Genomic DNA, 17471 nt, shown 5'->3' with positions numbered 1-17471 from the left:
GTTCGATGCGTGCTCGATTGAGTGGGTGCCCCGCGAAGATAGGCCGGCCGGCGCCCCAGGGAAACCCTGTCGGGCAACATAGGTGACAGTCGTTCGCCTCGGCGATTGTCCGAATGAGTCATGATCTCGCCGAAGCGGCTGGCATCGCCGGCATGGAGGGGTCATAGTGGCAGGCATGTGTGGACGCATGCTTCTCACCACCCCGGTCAGCGAGATCGAGCGCGTGTTCGGTGTGCCGGAACGGCCGAACCTGATGCCGCGCTGGAACGTCGCCCCGACCCAGGACATCCCCGTCATCCGGCGCGAGGAGGAGGAAGGCCGGCCCGGCCGCCATCTGGCGCTGCTGCGCTGGGGGCTGGTGCCGCCCTGGGCCGACGACCCGTCCATCGGCTCGCGGATGATCAATGCGCGCGGCGAATCGGTCGCCGACAAGCCGGCCTTCCGCGATGCCTTCCGCAAGCGTCGCTGTCTGGTGCCGCTCGACGGATTCTATGAATGGACCAGCGTGGGGGAGGGGTCGAAGCCGCGCAAGCAGGGGCATGTCATCCGCCGCCGCGACCGCGGCCTGTTCGCGTTGGCCGGACTGTGGGAGCGCTGGCGCGGTCCGAAGGGGGCGCCGCCGCTGGAACCGCCGCTGGAAAGCGTGACGGTGGTGACGACGGCGACCAATGCCACCCTGTCCTTCCTGCACGACCGCATGCCGGTGGTGCTCGCCCCCGCCGACTGGGACGCCTGGCTCGATCCGGCCACCCCGCTGCCGGTGGTGGAGGGGCTGATACGCTCGGCTCCGGAGGATTGGCTCGACGTCGTGCCGGTGGGGCCGAAGGTGAACAACGTGCGCAACGACGACGCCTCCTGCCTCGACCCGCCGCAGGAGATGGAGCGGGAGGCGGCTCCGGCCGAAGCGAAGCGGAAGAAGGCCGATGACCAGCCGAGCCTGTTCTGACGCGTGCAAGCCGGTCCTGACGCCGGTCCTGACGCTGGCGCTGTGTCTCCTCTGGACGGGACCGGCGGCGGCCCAGGGAAACCCGCCGACCAATCAGGCTGCAAAAGGACGCGGCCCGATCGCCGATACGCCGGACCAGACGATCAAGGGGTCGGCGATGGCGGTGGAGGGCGACCTGCTGACCGTCAACGGCACCGCTGTACGGCTGATGGGGATCGACGCCCCCGATCCCGGCCAAAAATGCAAGAACCGCTACGGCCACGAGCTGGATTGCTTCAAGGTCGCCACCGCGGTGCTCGCGAACATGGTGAAGGGCGAGGAGGTGACCTGCATCGTCACCGAGCAGGACCGCACCGGCGAGCGGAAGGGCGAATGCCGGGTGCGTGGTGTCGATCTCGGCGCGGCGATGGTGGCGCGCGGCTGGGCCTTCCAATATGCCAGCCTGTCGCCCGCCTACCAGAAGGGTGAGGCCTACGCCCAGAGCAAGCGGATGGGGCTGTGGGCGGGGCAGGTGGAAAAGCCCTGGCAATGGCGGTCGCGGCAAATCCGGGAGGCGGCCCGCTGATGCCCGGAAGACCGCAAGCCGGCAGGCCAGCACCCCCATTTCCCATTCGCCGGATCCGCCGGCCGTGATAGGATCCGAACAGGAGGAAGGACCAAGAAAAGCGATCCGAATCGGCAACTCCCCCCGGGGAGCCAAGGGAGCCCAAGGGGAGCAGAGTCACCGGCATGTTGGTTTACGAATGTGAACTGTTCGAGCTGGTTCCGGTCCTGCGCCGCTATGCGCGGGCTTTGGCCGGCGCGACCGACCGCGGCGACGCGCTGGTGACGCGGTGCGTCGAGGCGGCGACGATGGCCCCGTCCCATTTCGGTTTCGACCGCGGCGGAGACAGTGCGCGCCTGCCGCTCTACGCCCTGCTGAACCTGCTGTTCGACCGCTCGCCGGAGGAGTTCGGCCCGCCCGGACGGCCGCTGCCGTCCCCCCACCCCATCGAACGCGCGCTGGCGGAACTTGCCGAGCCGGACCGCCGCCTCTATCTGCTGACCGCGTTGGAGGGGCTGAGCCCGTCCCAGGCCGCCAAGGTGCTGCAGCTGCCCTGCGCCGAAGCGGTTGCACGGGTGAAGGCGGCCCGCGACCGTGTGCGCGCCGCCATGGTGCAGCGGGTGATGGTGGTGGAAGACAACGCCCTGCTGGCGATGGAGTTGGGCGAGCTGGTTGCCGACATGGGTCATGTCGTCTGCGGCACCGCCGGCAACGAGCCGGAGGCGCTGGCCCTCTTGAAGGCGCAAAAGCCGACGCTGGCCCTGCTGGACGTCCGGCTGGCCGATGGCGGCAGCGGGATCGAGATCGCCCGCCGGCTGAAGCGCGTCCGCGACCTGCGCACCATCTTCGTCACCGCCTTCGACGACGACATCCATGCGCTCGACGCCCGCCATCTCGGCCAGATCGTCCGCAAGCCCTTCACCAATGCCGGCCTCCAGGCCGCCATCTCCCGCGCCATCTTCATGCCGCAGCCGGTGGCGCTGGGCTGAGATCCCCGGCCCGATCCCCCGGCCCGATCCAATGGAAAAGGGACCGGCCGGCGTCCGGCGGTCCCTTTTTGCGATGCGCAGCCTCGACGCAGCCGGTCAGACAGTGCTGCGGCGGCCGACGATCATGCGGTAGATGGCCAGGATGACGATCGCACCGACGATGGCGCCGATGAAACCCGCCCCCTCGCCCGGACGATACCAACCGACGGCGGCGCCCAGATAGGTTGCGACGAAGGCACCGGCGATGCCGAGCAGGGTGGTGATGATGAAGCCGCCCGGATCGCGACCCGGCATCAGGAACTTGGCGACGATGCCGGCGAGAAAGCCGATGATGATCGTCCAGAGAATGCCCATGGTTGTCTTCCCTTCCGTTGCGGGACCGTCTTCCCATGCCCAATAACGGGCAAGGAGGCGTTTGGTTCTCCGCAACGGCGGATCTTTTGGGGCCATGCTCCTTTCGGACGTCCGGACAAGTCGGCCCGGAGGCGGCTTCAGCGCAGCGCGCGGATGTTGGCGGCGTACTGGTCCGGCCCGCCGGTGAAGGTGGCGGTGCCGGCGACCAGCACGTCGGCACCGGCCTCCACCGCCAGCTTGGCGGTCTCGGGGTTGATGCCGCCGTCGATCTCCAGGTCGATCGGCTTGCCGATGGCGTCGATGCGGGCGCGCAGCTCGCGGATCTTCGGCAACTGGCTCATGATGAAGCTCTGGCCGCCGAAGCCGGGATTGACCGTCATCACCAGCACGAGGTCGATGTCCTCCAGCACATGCTGGATGGCGTCGACCGGCGTAGCCGGATTGAGCGAGACGCCGGCCTTCTTGCCCAGCGACTTGATCAGCTGGATCGTGCGGTGCAGGTGCGGCCCGGCTTCCGGATGGACGGTGATGATGTCGGCGCCCGCCTTGGCGAATTCCGGCACGAACGCATCCACCGGCGAGATCATCAGGTGGACGTCGAAGATCTTGGCCGTGTGCGGCCGCAACGCCTTCACCACGCCCGGGCCGATGGTGAGGTTCGGCACGAAATGGCCGTCCATCACGTCGATGTGGATGTAGTCGGCGCCGGCGGCGTCGACCGCGCGGACCTCCTCGCCCAGCCGGGCGAAATCGGCGGAGAGAATCGAGGGGGAAATCTTGACGGCGCGCATGGGGATGTCCTGGGGCAGAGGATGGCGAACGGCTGGACCTGAGTCCCACGCCATTCCTAGCATGGGGCGGCTGCGCAAGTCATGGCATGAAGTGCGGCGCCGACGGTGCCGCCCTCCTCCCCAAAGCGGCAGCCAGGGCATTTCCGCTTTACCGCAATCGCGAAGCGCTGTATCCGTGAAGATATAGATCGGGGCGTTGAACTTGCTGGAGGTGACGATGTTCGGTTTGCGCTTGGCCTTGGGTCGCCGGGATGGAAGCCATGATGGGCGCAGTGCGGTGGCACGGGCGGTTTCGGTGGCCGTCCTGGGCTTCGGACTGACGCTGGCCGCCCCGGCGGCGATGGCGCAGGATGTGCTGGTGCTCGCCGCCGCCTCCACCAAGAACGCGGTCGAGAAGCTGGCCTCCCAGTTCAAGGCGAAGACCGGCATGTCGGTGACCTCGTCCTTCGCCGCGTCGTCGGCGCTGGCCAAGCAGATCGAGAACGGTGCGCCGGCCGACATCTTCATTTCCGCCGATCTCGACTGGATGGACTACCTGCAGCAGCGCAATCTGATCAAGACCGACAGCCGCATCAGCCTGCTCGGCAACGAGCTGGTGGTGGTCGCGCCGAAGGGGTCGCCGATCAAGCCCGACCTGTCAAAGGGCGGCACGCTGGCGGCCCAGCTGGGCGACGGCCGGCTCGCCACCGGCGACCCATCGAACGTTCCGGTCGGGAAGTACGCCAAGGCGGCTCTGGAGAAGTTGGGACAGTGGACAGCCATCGAGCCGAAGCTGGCGCGGGCGGACAGCGTGCGCGCGGCGCTGGTGCTGGTCAGCCGCGGCGAGGTGCCGCTGGGCATCGTCTACCGCACCGATGCCGCCATCGATCCGGGCGTCGAGGTGGCCGCGGTCTTTCCGCCGGACAGCTATCCGGCCATCGTCTATCCGGCGGCGCTGACCGCCATCTCGAAGAGCAGCCACGCCGCCGCCTTCCTGGACTACATCAAGTCGCCGGACGGCATGGCGGTGTGGAAGGAATTCGGCTTCGTTCCGGCGCCCAAGGCACCGTAAGCTCTGCGGCATGGATATCCTGACACCGATGGAAACCACCGCGTTGCTGCTGAGCCTGCGTGTCGCGGGCGTGGCCATCGCGTTGGGGTTGCCGGTCGCCGTGCTCGCCGCCTGGGTGCTGGGGCGCTATTCCTTTCCCGGCAAGACCCTGTTCGACGGGCTGGTCCATCTGCCGCTGGTCCTGCCGCCGGTCGTCACCGGCTACATCCTGCTGGTGACCATGGGCACCAAGGGCGTGGTCGGCGGCTGGCTGTACCAGAGCTTTGGCATCAAGCTGATCTTCACCGCGGAAGGGGCGTCGCTGGCGGTGGCCGTGACCTCCTTCCCGCTGATGGTGCGGGCGATCCGGCTGTCGGTCGAGGCGATCGACGGCGGGCTGGAGGCGGCGGCGCGCACGCTGGGCGCCGGCCCGGTCGACCGCTTCTTCACCATCCTGCTGCCGCTGATGGCGCCCGGGCTGCTGTCCGGCGCCATCGTCGCCTTCGCCGCGGCGATGGGTGAATTCGGCGCGGTGATCACCTTCGTTTCCAACATTCCCGGACAGACGCAAACCCTGCCGCTGGCGATCTATGCCGCGACGCAGGAGCCCGGCGGCGACGCAGTGGCGGCGCGGCTTGCGGCGATCTCCTTCTCGGTCGCCCTGGTGGCGCTGATGCTGTCGGAAGTCCTGGCGAGCCGGCTGCGCCGCCTGATCGGGCAAACCTGAATAAATGACGGGCTGACCATGCTGGACCTGTCGATTCGCCAGACGCTGGGCGCCTTCACGCTCGACGTCGCCTTCACCGCCGAGGAAAGCGGGGTCACCGCGCTGTTCGGCCGCTCGGGCTCGGGCAAGACCACGGTCATCAACGCCATCGCCGGGCTGACCCGGCCGGATGCGGGGCATATCCGCATCGGCGACACCGTCTTCTTCGACAGCGCCCGGCGCATCGACGTCCCGGTGGAGAAGCGGCGCATCGGCTACGTCTTCCAGGATGCGCGGCTGTTCCCGCACATGACCGTGCGCAGCAATCTGGAATTCGGCCTGCGCCGGGTGCCCGCCGCCGAGCGGCGCATCGCCTTCGCCCCGGTGGTCGACCTGCTGGGGCTGGGCCACCTGCTGGACCGCCGGCCGCGCGGCCTGTCCGGCGGCGAGAAGCAGCGCGTCGCCTTCGGCCGCGCCCTGCTGGCGCAGCCGCGCCTGCTGCTGATGGACGAGCCGATGGCCTCGCTCGACGCCGCCCGCAAGGCGGAGATCATGCCCTACATCGAGCGGCTGCGCGACGAGATGAACATCCCCATCGTCATGGTCAGCCACGCGCTGGACGAGGTGGTTCGGCTCGCCACGACGATGGTGCTGATCGGCGAGGGCAGGGTGCGCGCCGTCGGCCCGGTCGGCACGGTGATGGGCCGGCTCGACCTGTCCGCGGTCACGGGCGCGCAGGATGCCGGCGCCGTGCTGGACCTGACCGTCGAGCGTCATGTCGAGGGGGACGGGCTGACCGTGCTGGCCTTCGACGGCGGGCGGCTGACCGTGCCGCGGATCGACCGGGCGCCGGGAATGGCCGTGCGCCTGCACATCCACGCACGCGACGTCATCGTCGCGCTGCAGCCGCCGGCCGGGGTCAGCGTGCGCAACGCGCTCGCCGCCGAGGTGGTCGAGGTGGCGGAGGCCGGGCCGTCGTCGGCCGACGTGCGGCTTGCGGTGGGCGGCTCCTTCCTGATCGCGCGCATCACCCGTGCGGCGGTGCGTGAACTCGAACTTGCGCCCGGCCGCCCGGTGGTGGCGCTGGTCAAGGGCATCGCCTTCGAACCGGGGACCGGCGGGGTAGCGAATGGCGGGGCGGTGAACGGCGGGCGGGGCCGCGTCGTCGACGTCTGACGCGGCCCCGGCTGCAACAGGGCTGCTACTGGCCGCCCGACGGCGTGGGAGCCGCTCCGCTGTTGGCGCCGCCGCCGGCCGATCCGCCGGCGGTCGAGCCGCCCGGCACAGTGGTGGTGGAGCCGGTGGTTTCGTTCATCGAATTGCCCGAGGTGCCGCCATTCATCGGAACGCCAGGGGAGGGTGGCGGAACCGTGGTCGATTCGGTGCTGGAGCCGCTGCCGGTGGTCGGGCTCGTCTGGTTCGCCGCGTTGGAGTTCTGGGCGTTCTGGTCGTCGCAGGCCGCCAGACCCAGGAGAAGGGCAGGCAGGGCCGCGATCAGAAACTTGCTGCGCATGGCATGTGTCTCCTCAGCCATTGGGCGGCGTCACCCGTGGAATGCAGTGGTACACCGCCCCCGAGGACGCTGTGCGAACCCGTCGAGGTTCCGGTAACGCCGTGAGGGTCAGAACACGCTGCCTTGGATTTCATTCCATGAGCCATTGGCACTATACCGGGCGGACGGCCGGATTTCGGCGCTTCGAGCCGGATTGGGCCGGGATGGAGCCGGGATGATGGCGGAATAAAGATTCACGAAACGTTCCGAAAACATGTGGCGCCTGCGCGATCGATGCCCATTACTGGGTTGCGCAAAGATCACGATACTTTTGCGACTTGCTTGTTCCATCTTTTTCGTTTGACCCATGGAAAGCCGCTGTGATTCCATCGGCGGACCATGACGATGATCGCAGACTTCACCGACGTTATCGCCCGCGCCGCCAAGAGCGCGATCCGCCAGGCCATCATGCCGGCGCTGTGTGCCTGCGTGGTTGCCTATTTCGCCTACTACGCGATCCATGGCGACCGCGGGCTGGTGGCGATGAAGCAGATCCAGGGAGAGATCGCCCAGGCCGAAGTGGTCCTCAACCAGCTCCGCACCGAGCGGGAGGAGATGGAGCGCCGCGCCCAGCTGCTGCGCGGCGACGGGCTGGACCGCGACATGCTGGAGGAGCGGGCGCGGCTGATGCTGAACTTCTCCAACCCGCGCGACGTCATCGTCAAGCTTCCCAAACTGGCCGAGCCGGAAGGGGCGGCCATGCAGAAGTAAGGGTTGAATCAGCCGATTAACCGAAAACCGGTTAATCGAAAATAGCGCTGCAAAAACAGACATTTGCGCGAGCATTCAAGCTCGTGTACTGTGCGCGCCATATTCGCTTCCGGTGCGGGCTTTCGCATGCCCGCAACGCGTGGCGGCACCGGCTGCTTCAAGGCCGTTGCCGCATGAACCCTGGGGAGGAATCATGGCCGCGTCCCGACGCCGTCCGACCAAGGCGCTGACCGACACCGCGCCCGCTCAAGCCGTCTCATCCGAAGAGCTTCTTCATTACTACCGCGAGATGCTGCTGATCCGCCGCTTCGAGGAGAAGGCGGGCCAGCTCTACGGCATGGGCCTGATCGGCGGCTTCTGCCATCTCTACATCGGCCAGGAAGCCGTCGTGGTCGGCGTGCAGGCCGCGCTGAACGAGGGCGACACCGTCATCACCAGCTACCGTGACCATGGCCACATGCTGGCCTGCGGCATGGACGCCAAGGGCGTGATGGCCGAGCTGACCGGGCGCCGCGGAGGCTACTCCAAGGGCAAGGGCGGCTCGATGCACATGTTCAGCCGCGAGAAGAACTTCTACGGCGGCCATGGCATCGTCGGCGGCCAGGTTCCGCTCGGCACCGGCCTGGCCTTCGCGCACAAGTACCTCAACGACGGCGGCGTGTCCGCGGTCTATTGCGGCGACGGCGCCATCAACCAGGGCCAGGTGTACGAGAGCTTCAACATGGCGGCGCTGTGGAAGCTGCCGGTGCTGTTCGTCATCGAGAACAACAAGTATGCCATGGGCACCTCGCAGGAGCGCGCCTCGGCCGGCGAGCTGCACCAGCGCGGCGCCGCCTACGGCATCCCCGGCTATCAGGTCAACGGGATGGATGTGCTCGAGGTGAAGGCCGCCGCCGACCAGTGGGTGAAGCACATCCGCGACGGCAACGGCCCGGTCATCCTGGAGATGAAGACCTACCGCTACCGCGGCCACTCCATGTCCGATCCGGCCAAGTACCGGACGAAGGAAGAGGTCGAGAAGATGCGGTCGGAGTCCGATCCCATCGACCAGCTGAAGTCCAAGCTGCTGGCCGGCGGCCATGCCGACGAGGACAAGCTGAAGGAGATCGATCGCGCGGTGAAGGCGATCGTCACCGAATCGGCCGAGTTCGCGCAGCAGAGCCCCGAGCCCGATCCGTCGGAGCTGTGGACCGACATCCTGGTCGAGACCTGATCGTCGAATCCACCGTCTGGTCCTGACGTCAACGATAAGCAGGAGCGGCGCCGGCCGGAACGGGTTGCCCCCGAAAGGGAGTGGCACCCGGTTATCCCCCGCGCCGCCGGAGGTTGAGGAATGCCGATCGAAGTGCTGATGCCGGCCCTGTCGCCCACCATGACCGAGGGCAAGCTGGCGAAATGGGTCAAGAAGGAAGGCGACGCGGTTAAGTCCGGCGACGTGCTCGCCGAGATCGAGACCGACAAGGCCACCATGGAAGTCGAAGCGGTCGATGAAGGCCGCGTCGGCAAGATCCTGGTGCCGGAAGGCACCGACAATGTCGCGGTGAACACCCCCATCGCCATCCTGCTGGAAGAGGGCGAGGACGAGAGCGCGCTGTCCAAGGGCGGCAACGCCCCGGCCGCCGCCGCTCCGGCCAACCCGGCTCCGGCGCCCGCCGCCGAAGCGGCCCCGGCTACCGCCCCGGCGCCGACCGTGCCGGCCGCCCCGGTCGCGGCTCCGGAGTCGGACGAGGACAAATTCTTCGCCAAGACCGTGAAGAAGACGGTGCGCGAGGCCCTGCGCGACGCGATGGCCGAAGAGATGCGCCGTGACGACAAGGTCTTCGTCATGGGCGAGGAGGTCGCGCAGTACCAGGGCGCCTACAAGGTGACCCAGGGCCTGCTGCAGGAGTTCGGCGAGCGCCGCGTCATCGACACGCCCATCACCGAGATCGGCTTCGCCGGTCTGGGCGTCGGCGCCTCCTTCAAGGGGCTGAAGCCGATCGTCGAGTTCATGACCTTCAACTTCGCCATGCAGGCGATCGACCACATCATCAACTCCGCCGCCAAGACGCTCTACATGTCCGGCGGCCAGATGGGCAGCCCGATCGTCTTCCGCGGCCCGAACGGCGCCGCCGCCCGCGTGGGCGCCCAGCATTCGCAGTGCTACGCCTCCTGGTACGCCCACTGCCCGGGCCTGAAGGTCGTCTCGCCCTGGTCGGCGGCCGATGCCAAGGGCCTGCTGAAGGCGGCGATCCGCGATCCGAACCCGGTGGTCTTCCTGGAGAACGAGATTCTCTATGGCCAGAGCTTCGAGGTTCCGGAGGACGAGGAGTTCGTGCTGCCGATCGGCAAGGCCAAGATCGAGCGTCAGGGCAAGGACGTGACGATCACCGCCTTCTCGATCATGGTCGGCCATGCGCTGGCCGCCGCCGAGGAACTGGCGAAGGAAGGCATCGACGCGGAGGTCATCAACCTGCGCTCGATCCGTCCGCTCGACACTGCGACCATCGTCAACAGCGTCAAGAAGACCAACCGGCTCGTCTCCGTCGAGGAGGGCTGGCCCTTCGCCGGCATCGGGTCGGAGATGTGCGCGCTGATGATGGAACAGGCATTCGACTATCTCGACGCGCCGGTTGCCCGCGTGGCCGGCCTGGACGTGCCGATGCCCTACGCCGCCAACCTGGAAAAGATGGCGCTGCCGCAGATCGCCGACATCGTCAAGGCCGCCAAGCAAGCCTGCTACCGTTGAGAGGAGGGCTGATAGGATGACCGTTCAGATTCTGATGCCCGCCCTCTCGCCCACGATGACCGAGGGCAACCTCGCCAAGTGGCTGAAGAAGGAAGGCGATACGGTGAAGTCCGGCGACGTGCTCGCCGAGATCGAAACCGACAAGGCCACCATGGAAGTCGAAGCGGTCGATGAAGGCCGCATCGGCAAGATCCTGATCCCGGCCGGCAGCCAGGGCGTCGCGGTGAATACCCCGATCGCCATCCTGCTGGAAGAGGGCGAGGACGAGAGCGCGCTGGCCTCTGCCGGTTCCGCTCCCGCCCCGGCTGCTGCTCCGGCTCCGGCCGCCGCCCCGGCGCCTGCCGCTGCTGCTCCGGCCGCCGCCGCACCGGCTCCGGCCGCTGCCGGCGGCGCGCGCGTGTTCGCCAGCCCGCTGGCCCGCCGCATCGCCGAACAGGCCGGCGTCGACCTGAAGTCGGTCAAGGGCAGCGGCCCGCACGGCCGCATCGTCAAGGCCGACGTCGAGGCAGCCAAGGCCGCAGGCCCGGCCAAGCCGGCCGCCGCCGCTCCGGCTCTGGCCGCCGCCCCGGCCGCTCCCGCCGCGGCACCCGCTCCGGCGGCCAAGCCGGCCGAGGGCGTCGACGCCAAGGCGCTGGCCGACAAGCTGGGCATGGCCTACACCGCCGTACCCAACAGCGGCATGCGCAAGACCATCGCCAAGCGCCTGGGCGAGGTGAAGCGCACCGTTCCCGACTATTACCTGACGGTGGATGTCGAGATCGACGCGCTGATGAAGATCCGCGCCGATCTGAACGGCCGGTCCGACGCCTACAAGCTGTCGGTCAACGACTTCATCATCCGGGCGGTCGCCCTGGCGCTGAAGAAGGTGCCGGCGCTGAACGCCGCCTGGACCGACGAGGCGATGCTGCAGTTCAAGGATGCCGACGTGTCGGTCGCCGTGGCGACCCCGACCGGCCTGATCACGCCGATCGTCAAGAAGGCGGAAACCAAGGGTCTGGCCGACATCTCCAACGAGATGAAGGCGTTGGCCAAGAAGGCGCGCGACAACGCGCTGAAGCCGGAAGAGTATCAGGGCGGCACCATCTCCATCTCCAACCTGGGCATGATGGGGGTGAAGCAGTTCGCGGCGATCATCAACCCGCCGCAGGCCTGCATCCTGGCGGTCGGCGCCAGCGAGCAGCGCCCGGTGGTCAAGGACGGCGCGCTGGCCATCGCCACGGTGATGAGCCTGACCGGCACCTTCGACCATCGCGTCGCCGACGGCGCGGTCGGTGCGGAATTCCTTGCGGCGGTGAAGAAGCTGCTCGAGGATCCGCTCTCGATGCTGCTCTGACGACCGAAGGAACCGGATCTTGTCCAAAAGCCTTGCCCCGCTCCGCGCCGAGATCGACGCCATCGACGACGAGATCGTCGCGCTGCTGGGCAAGCGCCTGTCCGTCGTCCACCGCGTCGCTGCGGTGAAGATGGCGGAGGGCCTGCCGGCCGTCCTGCCCGACCGCGTCGAAGCGGTGAAACGGCGGGCGGCCGGGGCGGGCCTGGCTTATGGCCTCGATCCGGACTTCATGGCCACCCTGTACCAGACGATCATCGACGAGGCGTGCCGGGTCGAGGATGGCATCTTTGCCGCCGGCCGCGGGGAAACGCCTCGCTCCTGAATGGGGAGAACACCCTTGGCCGACATGAATTACGACGTCATCGTCATCGGCGGCGGGCCGGGCGGCTATGTGGCGGCGATCCGCGCCGCCCAGCTCGGCCTGCACACCGCGGTCATCGAGCGTGAAAACCTGGGCGGCATCTGCCTGAACTGGGGCTGCATCCCGACCAAGGCGCTGCTGCGCTCGGCCGAGGTGCTGCATCTCGCCAAGCACGCGGCCGACTACGGCCTCGTCATCCAGAACCCGTCCTTCGACCTCGACAAGGTCGTCGCCCGGTCGCGCAAGGTCGCCGGCCAGCTGAACGGCGGCGTCAAGCATCTGCTGAAGAAGAACAAGGTCGCGGTGATCGAGGGTTCCGCCAAACTGGCCGGCAAGGGCACGGTGGCGGTGACCAAGGGCGAGGCCCCGGTCGGCACCTTCGGCGCCAAGCACATCATCATCGCCACCGGCGCCCGCGCCCGCACGCTGCCGGGGCTGGAGGACGATGGCAAGCTGGTCTGGACCTACCGCAAGGCGATGACGCCGGACCGCATGCCGAAGTCGCTGCTGGTCATCGGCTCGGGCGCCATCGGCATCGAGTTCGCCAGCTTCTACAATGCGCTCGGCGCCAAGGTCACCGTGGTCGAGGTGATGGACCGCATCCTTCCGGTTGAGGATGAGGAGATCTCCGGCATGGCCCGCAAGGCCTTCGAGAAGCAGGGCATGCGCATCATCACCGGCGGCAAGGCCGGTAACCTGCGCAAGGCCGCCGACAGCGTCACCGTGGCCGTCGAGGCCGGCGGCAAGACCGAGGACATCACGGTCGACCGCGTCATCGTCGCCGTCGGCATCAGCCCCAACACCGAGAATCTCGGGCTGGAGAACACCAAGGTCAAGATGGACCGCGGCCACATCCAGACCAACGGCATGTGCCAGACCGACGAGCCGGGCGTCTACGCCATCGGCGACGTGACCGGCGCCCCCTGGCTCGCCCACAAGGCCAGCCACGAGGGCGTGATCGTCGCCGAGCACATCGCCGGCAAGCACCCGCATGCGCTGGACGTCCGCAACATCCCGGGCTGCACCTATTCGCACCCGCAGGTGGCCTCGGTCGGCCTGACGGAGAAGAAGGCCAAGGAGGCCGGCTACGAGGTCAAGGTCGGCCGCTTCCCCTTCGTCGGCAACGGCAAGGCGATCGCGCTCGGCGAGCCGGAAGGCCTGATCAAGACCATCTTCGACGCCAAGACCGGCGAGATGCTGGGCGCCCACATGATCGGTGCGGAAGTGACTGAGCTGATCCAGGGCTACGGCATCGCCAAGACCTCGGAGCTCACCGAGGCCGAGCTGATGCACACGGTGTTCCCGCATCCCACCCTGTCGGAAATGATGCATGAGTCGGTCCTTGATGCCTATGGCCGGGCGATCCACTTTTAACTAGGATTTTCCGAGGTGACGTTTTTCCCGATCGGCCGGAGCCATGGACCGCAGCAGCGCCGCGTATGACGAGGATTTCTACGCCTGGACGCAAGCCCAGGCGCAGGAACTTCGCCGTGCCGGCGCCGAGCGGAACAATGCCCCGGTCGACTGGGAGAACGTCGCCGAGGAGATCGAAGGCATGGGCCGCAGCCAGAAATCCGAGATCGACAGCCGCTTGCGGGTTCTGCTGACCCATCTGCTGAAGTGGCTGTTCTGCCCGGACCTGCGTGAGCGGTGCGAACGCGGCTGGCGGCGAACGATCCGCGAGCAGCGTGACCGGCTGGTGGATGAGATCGCCGCCAGTCCCAGCTTGCGGCCCTACATCGCCGCAGTGTTCGACAAGACCTACCGAAAGGCCCGGCTGGATGCCGCCGACGAGGCGGATACCCCGGACGGCCATTTCCCGGCCGAGCCGCCTTTCACGCTTGACCAGGCGCTCGATCCGGCCTATCCGGCCGAGCTGTTTCCGCCGGAATGGCGGGTTTGACCATCCTCATCGCATCTACAAGTCGGGGCCGGGGCATCGCGTCGGCCGTCGGGAGCTTTAGACCATGACCCTCGTCGACCAGACCGAGAAGCTGCGCCACCCCGAAAAGGCCCACAAGCCCGACAACCCCATCCAGCGCAAACCGGCCTGGATCCGGGTCAAGGCGCCGATGAGCCAGGAATACAATGAAACCCGCCAGCTGATGCGCGGGCTGAAGCTGAACACCGTCTGCGAAGAGGCTGCCTGCCCCAACATCGGGGAGTGCTGGAAGCACAAGCACGCGACCTTCATGATCCTGGGGTCGATCTGCACCCGCGGCTGCGCCTTTTGCAATGTCGAGACCGGCCGCCCGGACCGGCTCGACCCGCATGAGCCGGACAATGTGGCCGAGGCGGTCGGCAAGCTGAAGCTGTCCCACGTCGTCATCACCTCGGTCGACCGCGACGACCTCGAGGATGGCGGGGCGCAGCATTTCGCCCGCACCATCCGTGCCGTGCGCGCCGCGTCGCCCACCACCACCATCGAGATCCTGACCCCCGACTTCCAGAAGAAGAAGGGCGCGGTCGAGATCGTGGTCGAGTCGAAGCCCGACGTGTTCAACCACAACCTGGAGACGGCGCCGCGGCTCTACCCGACCATCCGGCCGGGTGCGCGCTACTTCGCCTCGCTGCAGCTGCTGGCGCGGGTGAAGGAACTGGACCCGACGATCTTCACCAAGTCCGGCCTGATGGTCGGTCTGGGCGAGACGAAGGAGGAGATCGGGCAGGTGATGGACGATCTGCGCTCCGCCGATGTGGACTTTCTGACGATCGGGCAGTATCTCCAGCCGACGCCCAAGCATGCGGCGGTGGATCGCTTCGTGACTCCCGAGGAGTTCGACGGTTATACCACCGTCGGCCGCGGCAAGGGCTTCCTGCTGGTGGCGTCGTCGCCGCTGACGCGCTCGTCCTACCATGCGGGTGCGGATTTCGAGAAGCTGCGCGAGGCCCGGCTGCGCAAGCTGGGGATCGCGGCCGCCTGATGCGGGCGGTTCACTGACAAGGATGTGGTAAGGGCATGCCGACGCACGCGGAAAAGAAGGTTCTTCCCTACACGCCCCGGCAAATGTACGACCTGGTCGCCGATGTGGAGAAGTATCCGGAGTTTCTGCCCTGGTGCCTGGCGGCCCGGATCCGCAAGCGCGAAGGGGAGGTGATGTTCGCGGATCTGATCATCGGATTCAAGATGGTCCGCGAACGCTTCACCTCGCGGGTGGAGCTGGATGAACCCGGCAGCCGCATCAATGTGCAGTATACCGACGGGCCGTTCCAGTACCTGAACAACCACTGGATCTTCAACGACCATCCCGGCGGCTGCTGCGTCGACTTCTTCGTCGATTTCGAGTTCCGCTCGAAGATGCTGCAGAAGATCATGGGGCTGCTGTTCAACGAGGCGGTGCGCCGGATGGTGCAGGCCTTCGAAACGCGCGCCGCGCAGCTCTACGGGCCGGCCGGGGCGACGCAGTCGGCGTGACGCCCTGGCCGGTTCCGGTGATTGTGGCCGATCAGGTCTTGTCGGACCACAACTCGCCGCCGCTGGCCCAATCGCTCTTCTTCACGTCCTGGAAAATGATCTCCACCGCCGACGGCGGGCAGCCGAGCACCGCCACGGTCGTCTCGGTCAGCGCCTTGGCATAGGCGCGCTTCTGTTCGACGGTGCGGCCTTCGAAAAGCTGGATGTTGATGGTCGGCATCGCGGGTTTTCCTGTTCTCAGTGAAGGTCTTGGCGGGAGGTCTTCAGCGCAGGCTCGTCGTGGGCCGGGCCAGCCGCAGCCGCTCCAGCGCCGCCTGGACGGTCGCCATCCGCACGGCGTCGCGGTCGCCGGGGAAGGTGTATTCCTTGGCCTTGGCCGAGCCGCCGCGCACCGCGGTGGCGACATAGACCCGGCCCACCGGCTTGGTCTCCGTTGCCCCGCCGGGTCCGGCGATCCCGGTCACCGCAACCGTCACGTCGGCCCGCGACCGCGACAGCGCGCCCACCGCCATGGCGACGGCCACCTCCGGGCTGACGGCGCCATGGGCATGCAGCAGGCTAGCAGGCACGCCCAGCAGCTCGGTCTTGGCGATGTTGGTGTAGGTGACGAAACCGCGGTCCACCACCTTGGAGGAACCGGCGATGTCGGTCAGCGCCCCGGCGATCAGCCCGCCGGTGCAGGATTCGGCGGTCGCCAGCATGTAGCCGGCAAGGCCGTATTCAGCCAGCGTCTGGGCGGCGAGTTCGCGGATGGTGTCGGGAAACATGACGGCCTCTCCCGGTTTTCGTCGGTGGAGTTGGAGCTTAGCCGGGAAGCCGGATGGTCGCCACGGCTTGCGCTGCGATGCCCTCGCGCCGGCCGGTGAATCCGAGCTGTTCGGTGGTGGTGGCCTTCACGCCGACCCGCCCGGTTTCGATGCCCAGTATTTGGGCGATGCGCTCGGCCATCGCGGCGCGGTGCGGCCCGACCTTGGGCCGCTCGCAGATGATGGTGACGTCGGCATGGGCGATGACGCCGCCGCGCTCCGCCACCAGATCGGCGGCGTGGCGCAGGAACTGGGCGCTGTCGGCCCCGCGCCAGCGTGGATCGGTCGGCGGGAAATGGCTGCCGATGTCGCCGGCGGCAAGCGCGCCGAGGATCGCGTCGGTCAGCGCATGCAGCCCGACATCGGCGTCCGAATGCCCCTCCAGCCCATGGCTGTGCGGTACCCGCAGGCCGCAGAGCGTGACGAAATCGCCGTCGGTGAAGCGGTGGACGTCGAAGCCGCTGCCGGTCCGCACATCCCACAGAGTGCTCATGAGCGCGCGGTTGGCGCGGGCCAGATCGTCGGGGGTGGTCACCTTGAAATTATCCTCCTTGGACGGCACCAGGGCGACGGCCAGCCCGGCGCGTTCGGCCACCGCGGCATCGTCGGTCAGCGACAGGCCGGCGGCGGCACGGTGGGCCTCCAGAATGGCGGGGAAGCGGAAGCCCTGCGGGGTCTGGGCCCGCCACAGCCCGTCGCGGTCGACCGTGCCGGTTATGACGGATTCGGCCTCACGCTTGGCCCCGCGCTTGAGGGTGTCGGCCACCGGCACCGCGGCGATGGCACCCGGCGCCGTCTCCAGCGCCGCGATCACCGCGCCGATGGTCGCTTCGTCGATCAGCGGGCGGGCGGCGTCGTGGATCAGCACGAGATCGGGAGCACCTGCGGATGCCAGCGCCTCCAGCCCGTTGCGCACCGAGTCCTGGCGACAGGAACCACCGGCCACCGGATCGGGCAGGCCGAGGCCGGCGACGGCGGCGTCATAGGCGTCGCGCCATGCCGGATCGATCACCACGCGCACGCCGCCGACCTGCGGATGGTTCAGGAAGGCCTCCACCGTCCGGCGCAGCACCGGCTTGCCGGCGAGGTCGAGATACTGCTTCGGCCGTTCGGCTCCGAACCGCTGGCCGGAGCCGCCGGCGACGATCAGGGCGATGCAGGTGGGCGCGATGCAGGTGGGCATGGGACAAACCGTAAGATATGAT

General features: G+C 67.8%; 21 protein-coding genes. 15 read left to right on the top strand and 6 right to left on the bottom strand.

What is annotated here, in order from left to right:
- The first annotated feature begins 187 nt into the window (after positions 1-187).
- The 3 genes from ABMY26_RS21080 (at position 188) to ABMY26_RS21070 (ending at position 2479) form a co-directional block, all read left to right on the top strand.
- The gene (locus ABMY26_RS21080) at positions 188-946 is read left to right on the top strand and encodes an SOS response-associated peptidase (RefSeq protein ID WP_372396617.1); all 759 of its coding nucleotides are present in this window, start codon (positions 188-190) and stop codon (positions 944-946) included.
- A complete protein-coding gene (locus ABMY26_RS21075; RefSeq protein WP_372396616.1) occupies positions 924-1511 on the top strand; it encodes a thermonuclease family protein in 588 nt (195 codons plus the stop codon). The genes ABMY26_RS21080 and ABMY26_RS21075 overlap by 23 nt, the downstream gene beginning before the upstream one ends.
- 164 nt (positions 1512-1675) lie before the next feature.
- Entirely contained in the window at positions 1676-2479 is an 804-nt protein-coding gene (locus tag ABMY26_RS21070) for a PhyR family response regulator anti-anti-sigma factor (RefSeq protein ID WP_372396615.1), read from the top strand.
- Between the two features lie 96 nt (positions 2480-2575).
- On the opposite strand, the gene ABMY26_RS21065 is transcribed toward ABMY26_RS21070, so the two are convergent.
- Both ABMY26_RS21065 and rpe read right to left on the bottom strand, forming a co-directional pair.
- Positions 2576-2833 carry a GlsB/YeaQ/YmgE family stress response membrane protein gene (locus ABMY26_RS21065; RefSeq protein ID WP_372396614.1) on the bottom strand — a complete coding sequence of 86 codons (258 nt, stop codon included), beginning with the start codon at positions 2831-2833 and terminating at the stop codon, positions 2576-2578.
- Between the two features lie 137 nt (positions 2834-2970).
- Positions 2971-3624 carry a ribulose-phosphate 3-epimerase gene (gene rpe / locus ABMY26_RS21060; RefSeq protein WP_372396613.1) on the bottom strand — a complete coding sequence of 218 codons (654 nt, stop codon included), beginning with the start codon at positions 3622-3624 and terminating at the stop codon, positions 2971-2973.
- Positions 3625-3841: 217 nt separating this feature from the next.
- Between rpe and modA the strand changes: the two genes are divergently transcribed.
- From modA to modC, 3 genes are read left to right on the top strand one after another with little or no spacing between them, the layout of a single operon-like run.
- Positions 3842-4675, top strand: a complete 834-nt coding sequence (modA, locus tag ABMY26_RS21055) for a molybdate ABC transporter substrate-binding protein (RefSeq protein WP_372396612.1) — start codon at positions 3842-3844, stop codon at positions 4673-4675.
- A 10-nt stretch (positions 4676-4685) separates the two neighbouring features.
- Positions 4686-5381, top strand: a complete 696-nt coding sequence (gene modB / locus ABMY26_RS21050; protein ID WP_372396611.1) for a molybdate ABC transporter permease subunit — start codon at positions 4686-4688, stop codon at positions 5379-5381.
- Between the two features lie 18 nt (positions 5382-5399).
- The gene (gene modC, locus ABMY26_RS21045) at positions 5400-6536 is read left to right on the top strand and encodes a molybdenum ABC transporter ATP-binding protein (protein WP_372396610.1); all 1137 of its coding nucleotides are present in this window, start codon (positions 5400-5402) and stop codon (positions 6534-6536) included.
- A 25-nt stretch (positions 6537-6561) separates the two neighbouring features.
- Here modC and ABMY26_RS21040 read toward each other — a convergent pair whose 3' ends face one another.
- Positions 6562-6873, bottom strand: a complete 312-nt coding sequence (locus tag ABMY26_RS21040) for a hypothetical protein (RefSeq protein WP_372396609.1) — start codon at positions 6871-6873, stop codon at positions 6562-6564.
- Positions 6874-7251: 378 nt separating this feature from the next.
- Between ABMY26_RS21040 and ABMY26_RS21035 the strand changes: the two genes are divergently transcribed.
- The 9 genes from ABMY26_RS21035 to ABMY26_RS20995 all read left to right on the top strand — a co-directional run bounded on the left by ABMY26_RS21035 (position 7252) and on the right by ABMY26_RS20995 (position 15460).
- On the top strand, positions 7252-7623 hold the full coding sequence (locus ABMY26_RS21035; protein WP_372396608.1) for a septum formation initiator family protein: 372 nt from the start codon (positions 7252-7254) through the stop codon (positions 7621-7623).
- 193 nt (positions 7624-7816) lie between these two features.
- The gene (gene pdhA, locus ABMY26_RS21030; RefSeq protein WP_200909754.1) at positions 7817-8836 is read left to right on the top strand and encodes a pyruvate dehydrogenase (acetyl-transferring) E1 component subunit alpha; all 1020 of its coding nucleotides are present in this window, start codon (positions 7817-7819) and stop codon (positions 8834-8836) included.
- Positions 8837-8956: 120 nt separating this feature from the next.
- Entirely contained in the window at positions 8957-10351 is a 1395-nt protein-coding gene (locus ABMY26_RS21025) for a pyruvate dehydrogenase complex E1 component subunit beta (RefSeq protein ID WP_372396607.1), read from the top strand.
- Between the two features lie 16 nt (positions 10352-10367).
- The gene (locus ABMY26_RS21020; RefSeq protein ID WP_372396606.1) at positions 10368-11684 is read left to right on the top strand and encodes a pyruvate dehydrogenase complex dihydrolipoamide acetyltransferase; all 1317 of its coding nucleotides are present in this window, start codon (positions 10368-10370) and stop codon (positions 11682-11684) included.
- A gap of 19 nt (positions 11685-11703) precedes the next feature.
- Positions 11704-12006 (top strand): chorismate mutase, encoded by a 303-nt coding sequence (locus ABMY26_RS21015; RefSeq protein WP_372396605.1) that lies wholly within the window; start codon positions 11704-11706, stop codon positions 12004-12006.
- Positions 12007-12021: 15 nt separating this feature from the next.
- A complete protein-coding gene (gene lpdA, locus ABMY26_RS21010) occupies positions 12022-13419 on the top strand; it encodes a dihydrolipoyl dehydrogenase (protein WP_372396604.1) in 1398 nt (465 codons plus the stop codon).
- Positions 13420-13462: 43 nt separating this feature from the next.
- On the top strand, positions 13463-13948 hold the full coding sequence (locus tag ABMY26_RS21005) for a DUF29 domain-containing protein (protein WP_372396603.1): 486 nt from the start codon (positions 13463-13465) through the stop codon (positions 13946-13948).
- A 64-nt stretch (positions 13949-14012) separates the two neighbouring features.
- Entirely contained in the window at positions 14013-14969 is a 957-nt protein-coding gene (lipA, locus tag ABMY26_RS21000) for a lipoyl synthase (RefSeq protein ID WP_372396602.1), read from the top strand.
- 35 nt (positions 14970-15004) lie between these two features.
- Entirely contained in the window at positions 15005-15460 is a 456-nt protein-coding gene (locus ABMY26_RS20995) for a type II toxin-antitoxin system RatA family toxin (RefSeq protein ID WP_045580090.1), read from the top strand.
- Between the two features lie 31 nt (positions 15461-15491).
- Here the strand turns inward: ABMY26_RS20995 and ABMY26_RS20990 are convergent, their stop codons facing one another.
- From ABMY26_RS20990 to ABMY26_RS20980, 3 genes are read right to left on the bottom strand one after another with little or no spacing between them, the layout of a single operon-like run.
- Entirely contained in the window at positions 15492-15680 is a 189-nt protein-coding gene (locus ABMY26_RS20990; RefSeq protein ID WP_372396601.1) for a 4-oxalocrotonate tautomerase, read from the bottom strand.
- A 43-nt stretch (positions 15681-15723) separates the two neighbouring features.
- Positions 15724-16227, bottom strand: coding sequence for a CinA family protein (locus ABMY26_RS20985; RefSeq protein WP_372396600.1), 504 nt, complete (start codon positions 16225-16227; stop codon positions 15724-15726).
- Between the two features lie 37 nt (positions 16228-16264).
- Complete coding sequence (locus ABMY26_RS20980) at positions 16265-17449, bottom strand: bifunctional 2-C-methyl-D-erythritol 4-phosphate cytidylyltransferase/2-C-methyl-D-erythritol 2,4-cyclodiphosphate synthase (RefSeq protein ID WP_372396599.1); 1185 nt, start codon at positions 17447-17449, stop codon at positions 16265-16267.
- Positions 17450-17471: the final 22 nt, after the last annotated feature.

The organism is Azospirillum sp. HJ39, assembly GCF_041507355.1.
GTDB lineage: Bacteria > Pseudomonadota > Alphaproteobacteria > Azospirillales > Azospirillaceae > Azospirillum > Azospirillum thiophilum.
This window is presented reverse-complemented; position numbering and strand designations above follow the sequence as displayed.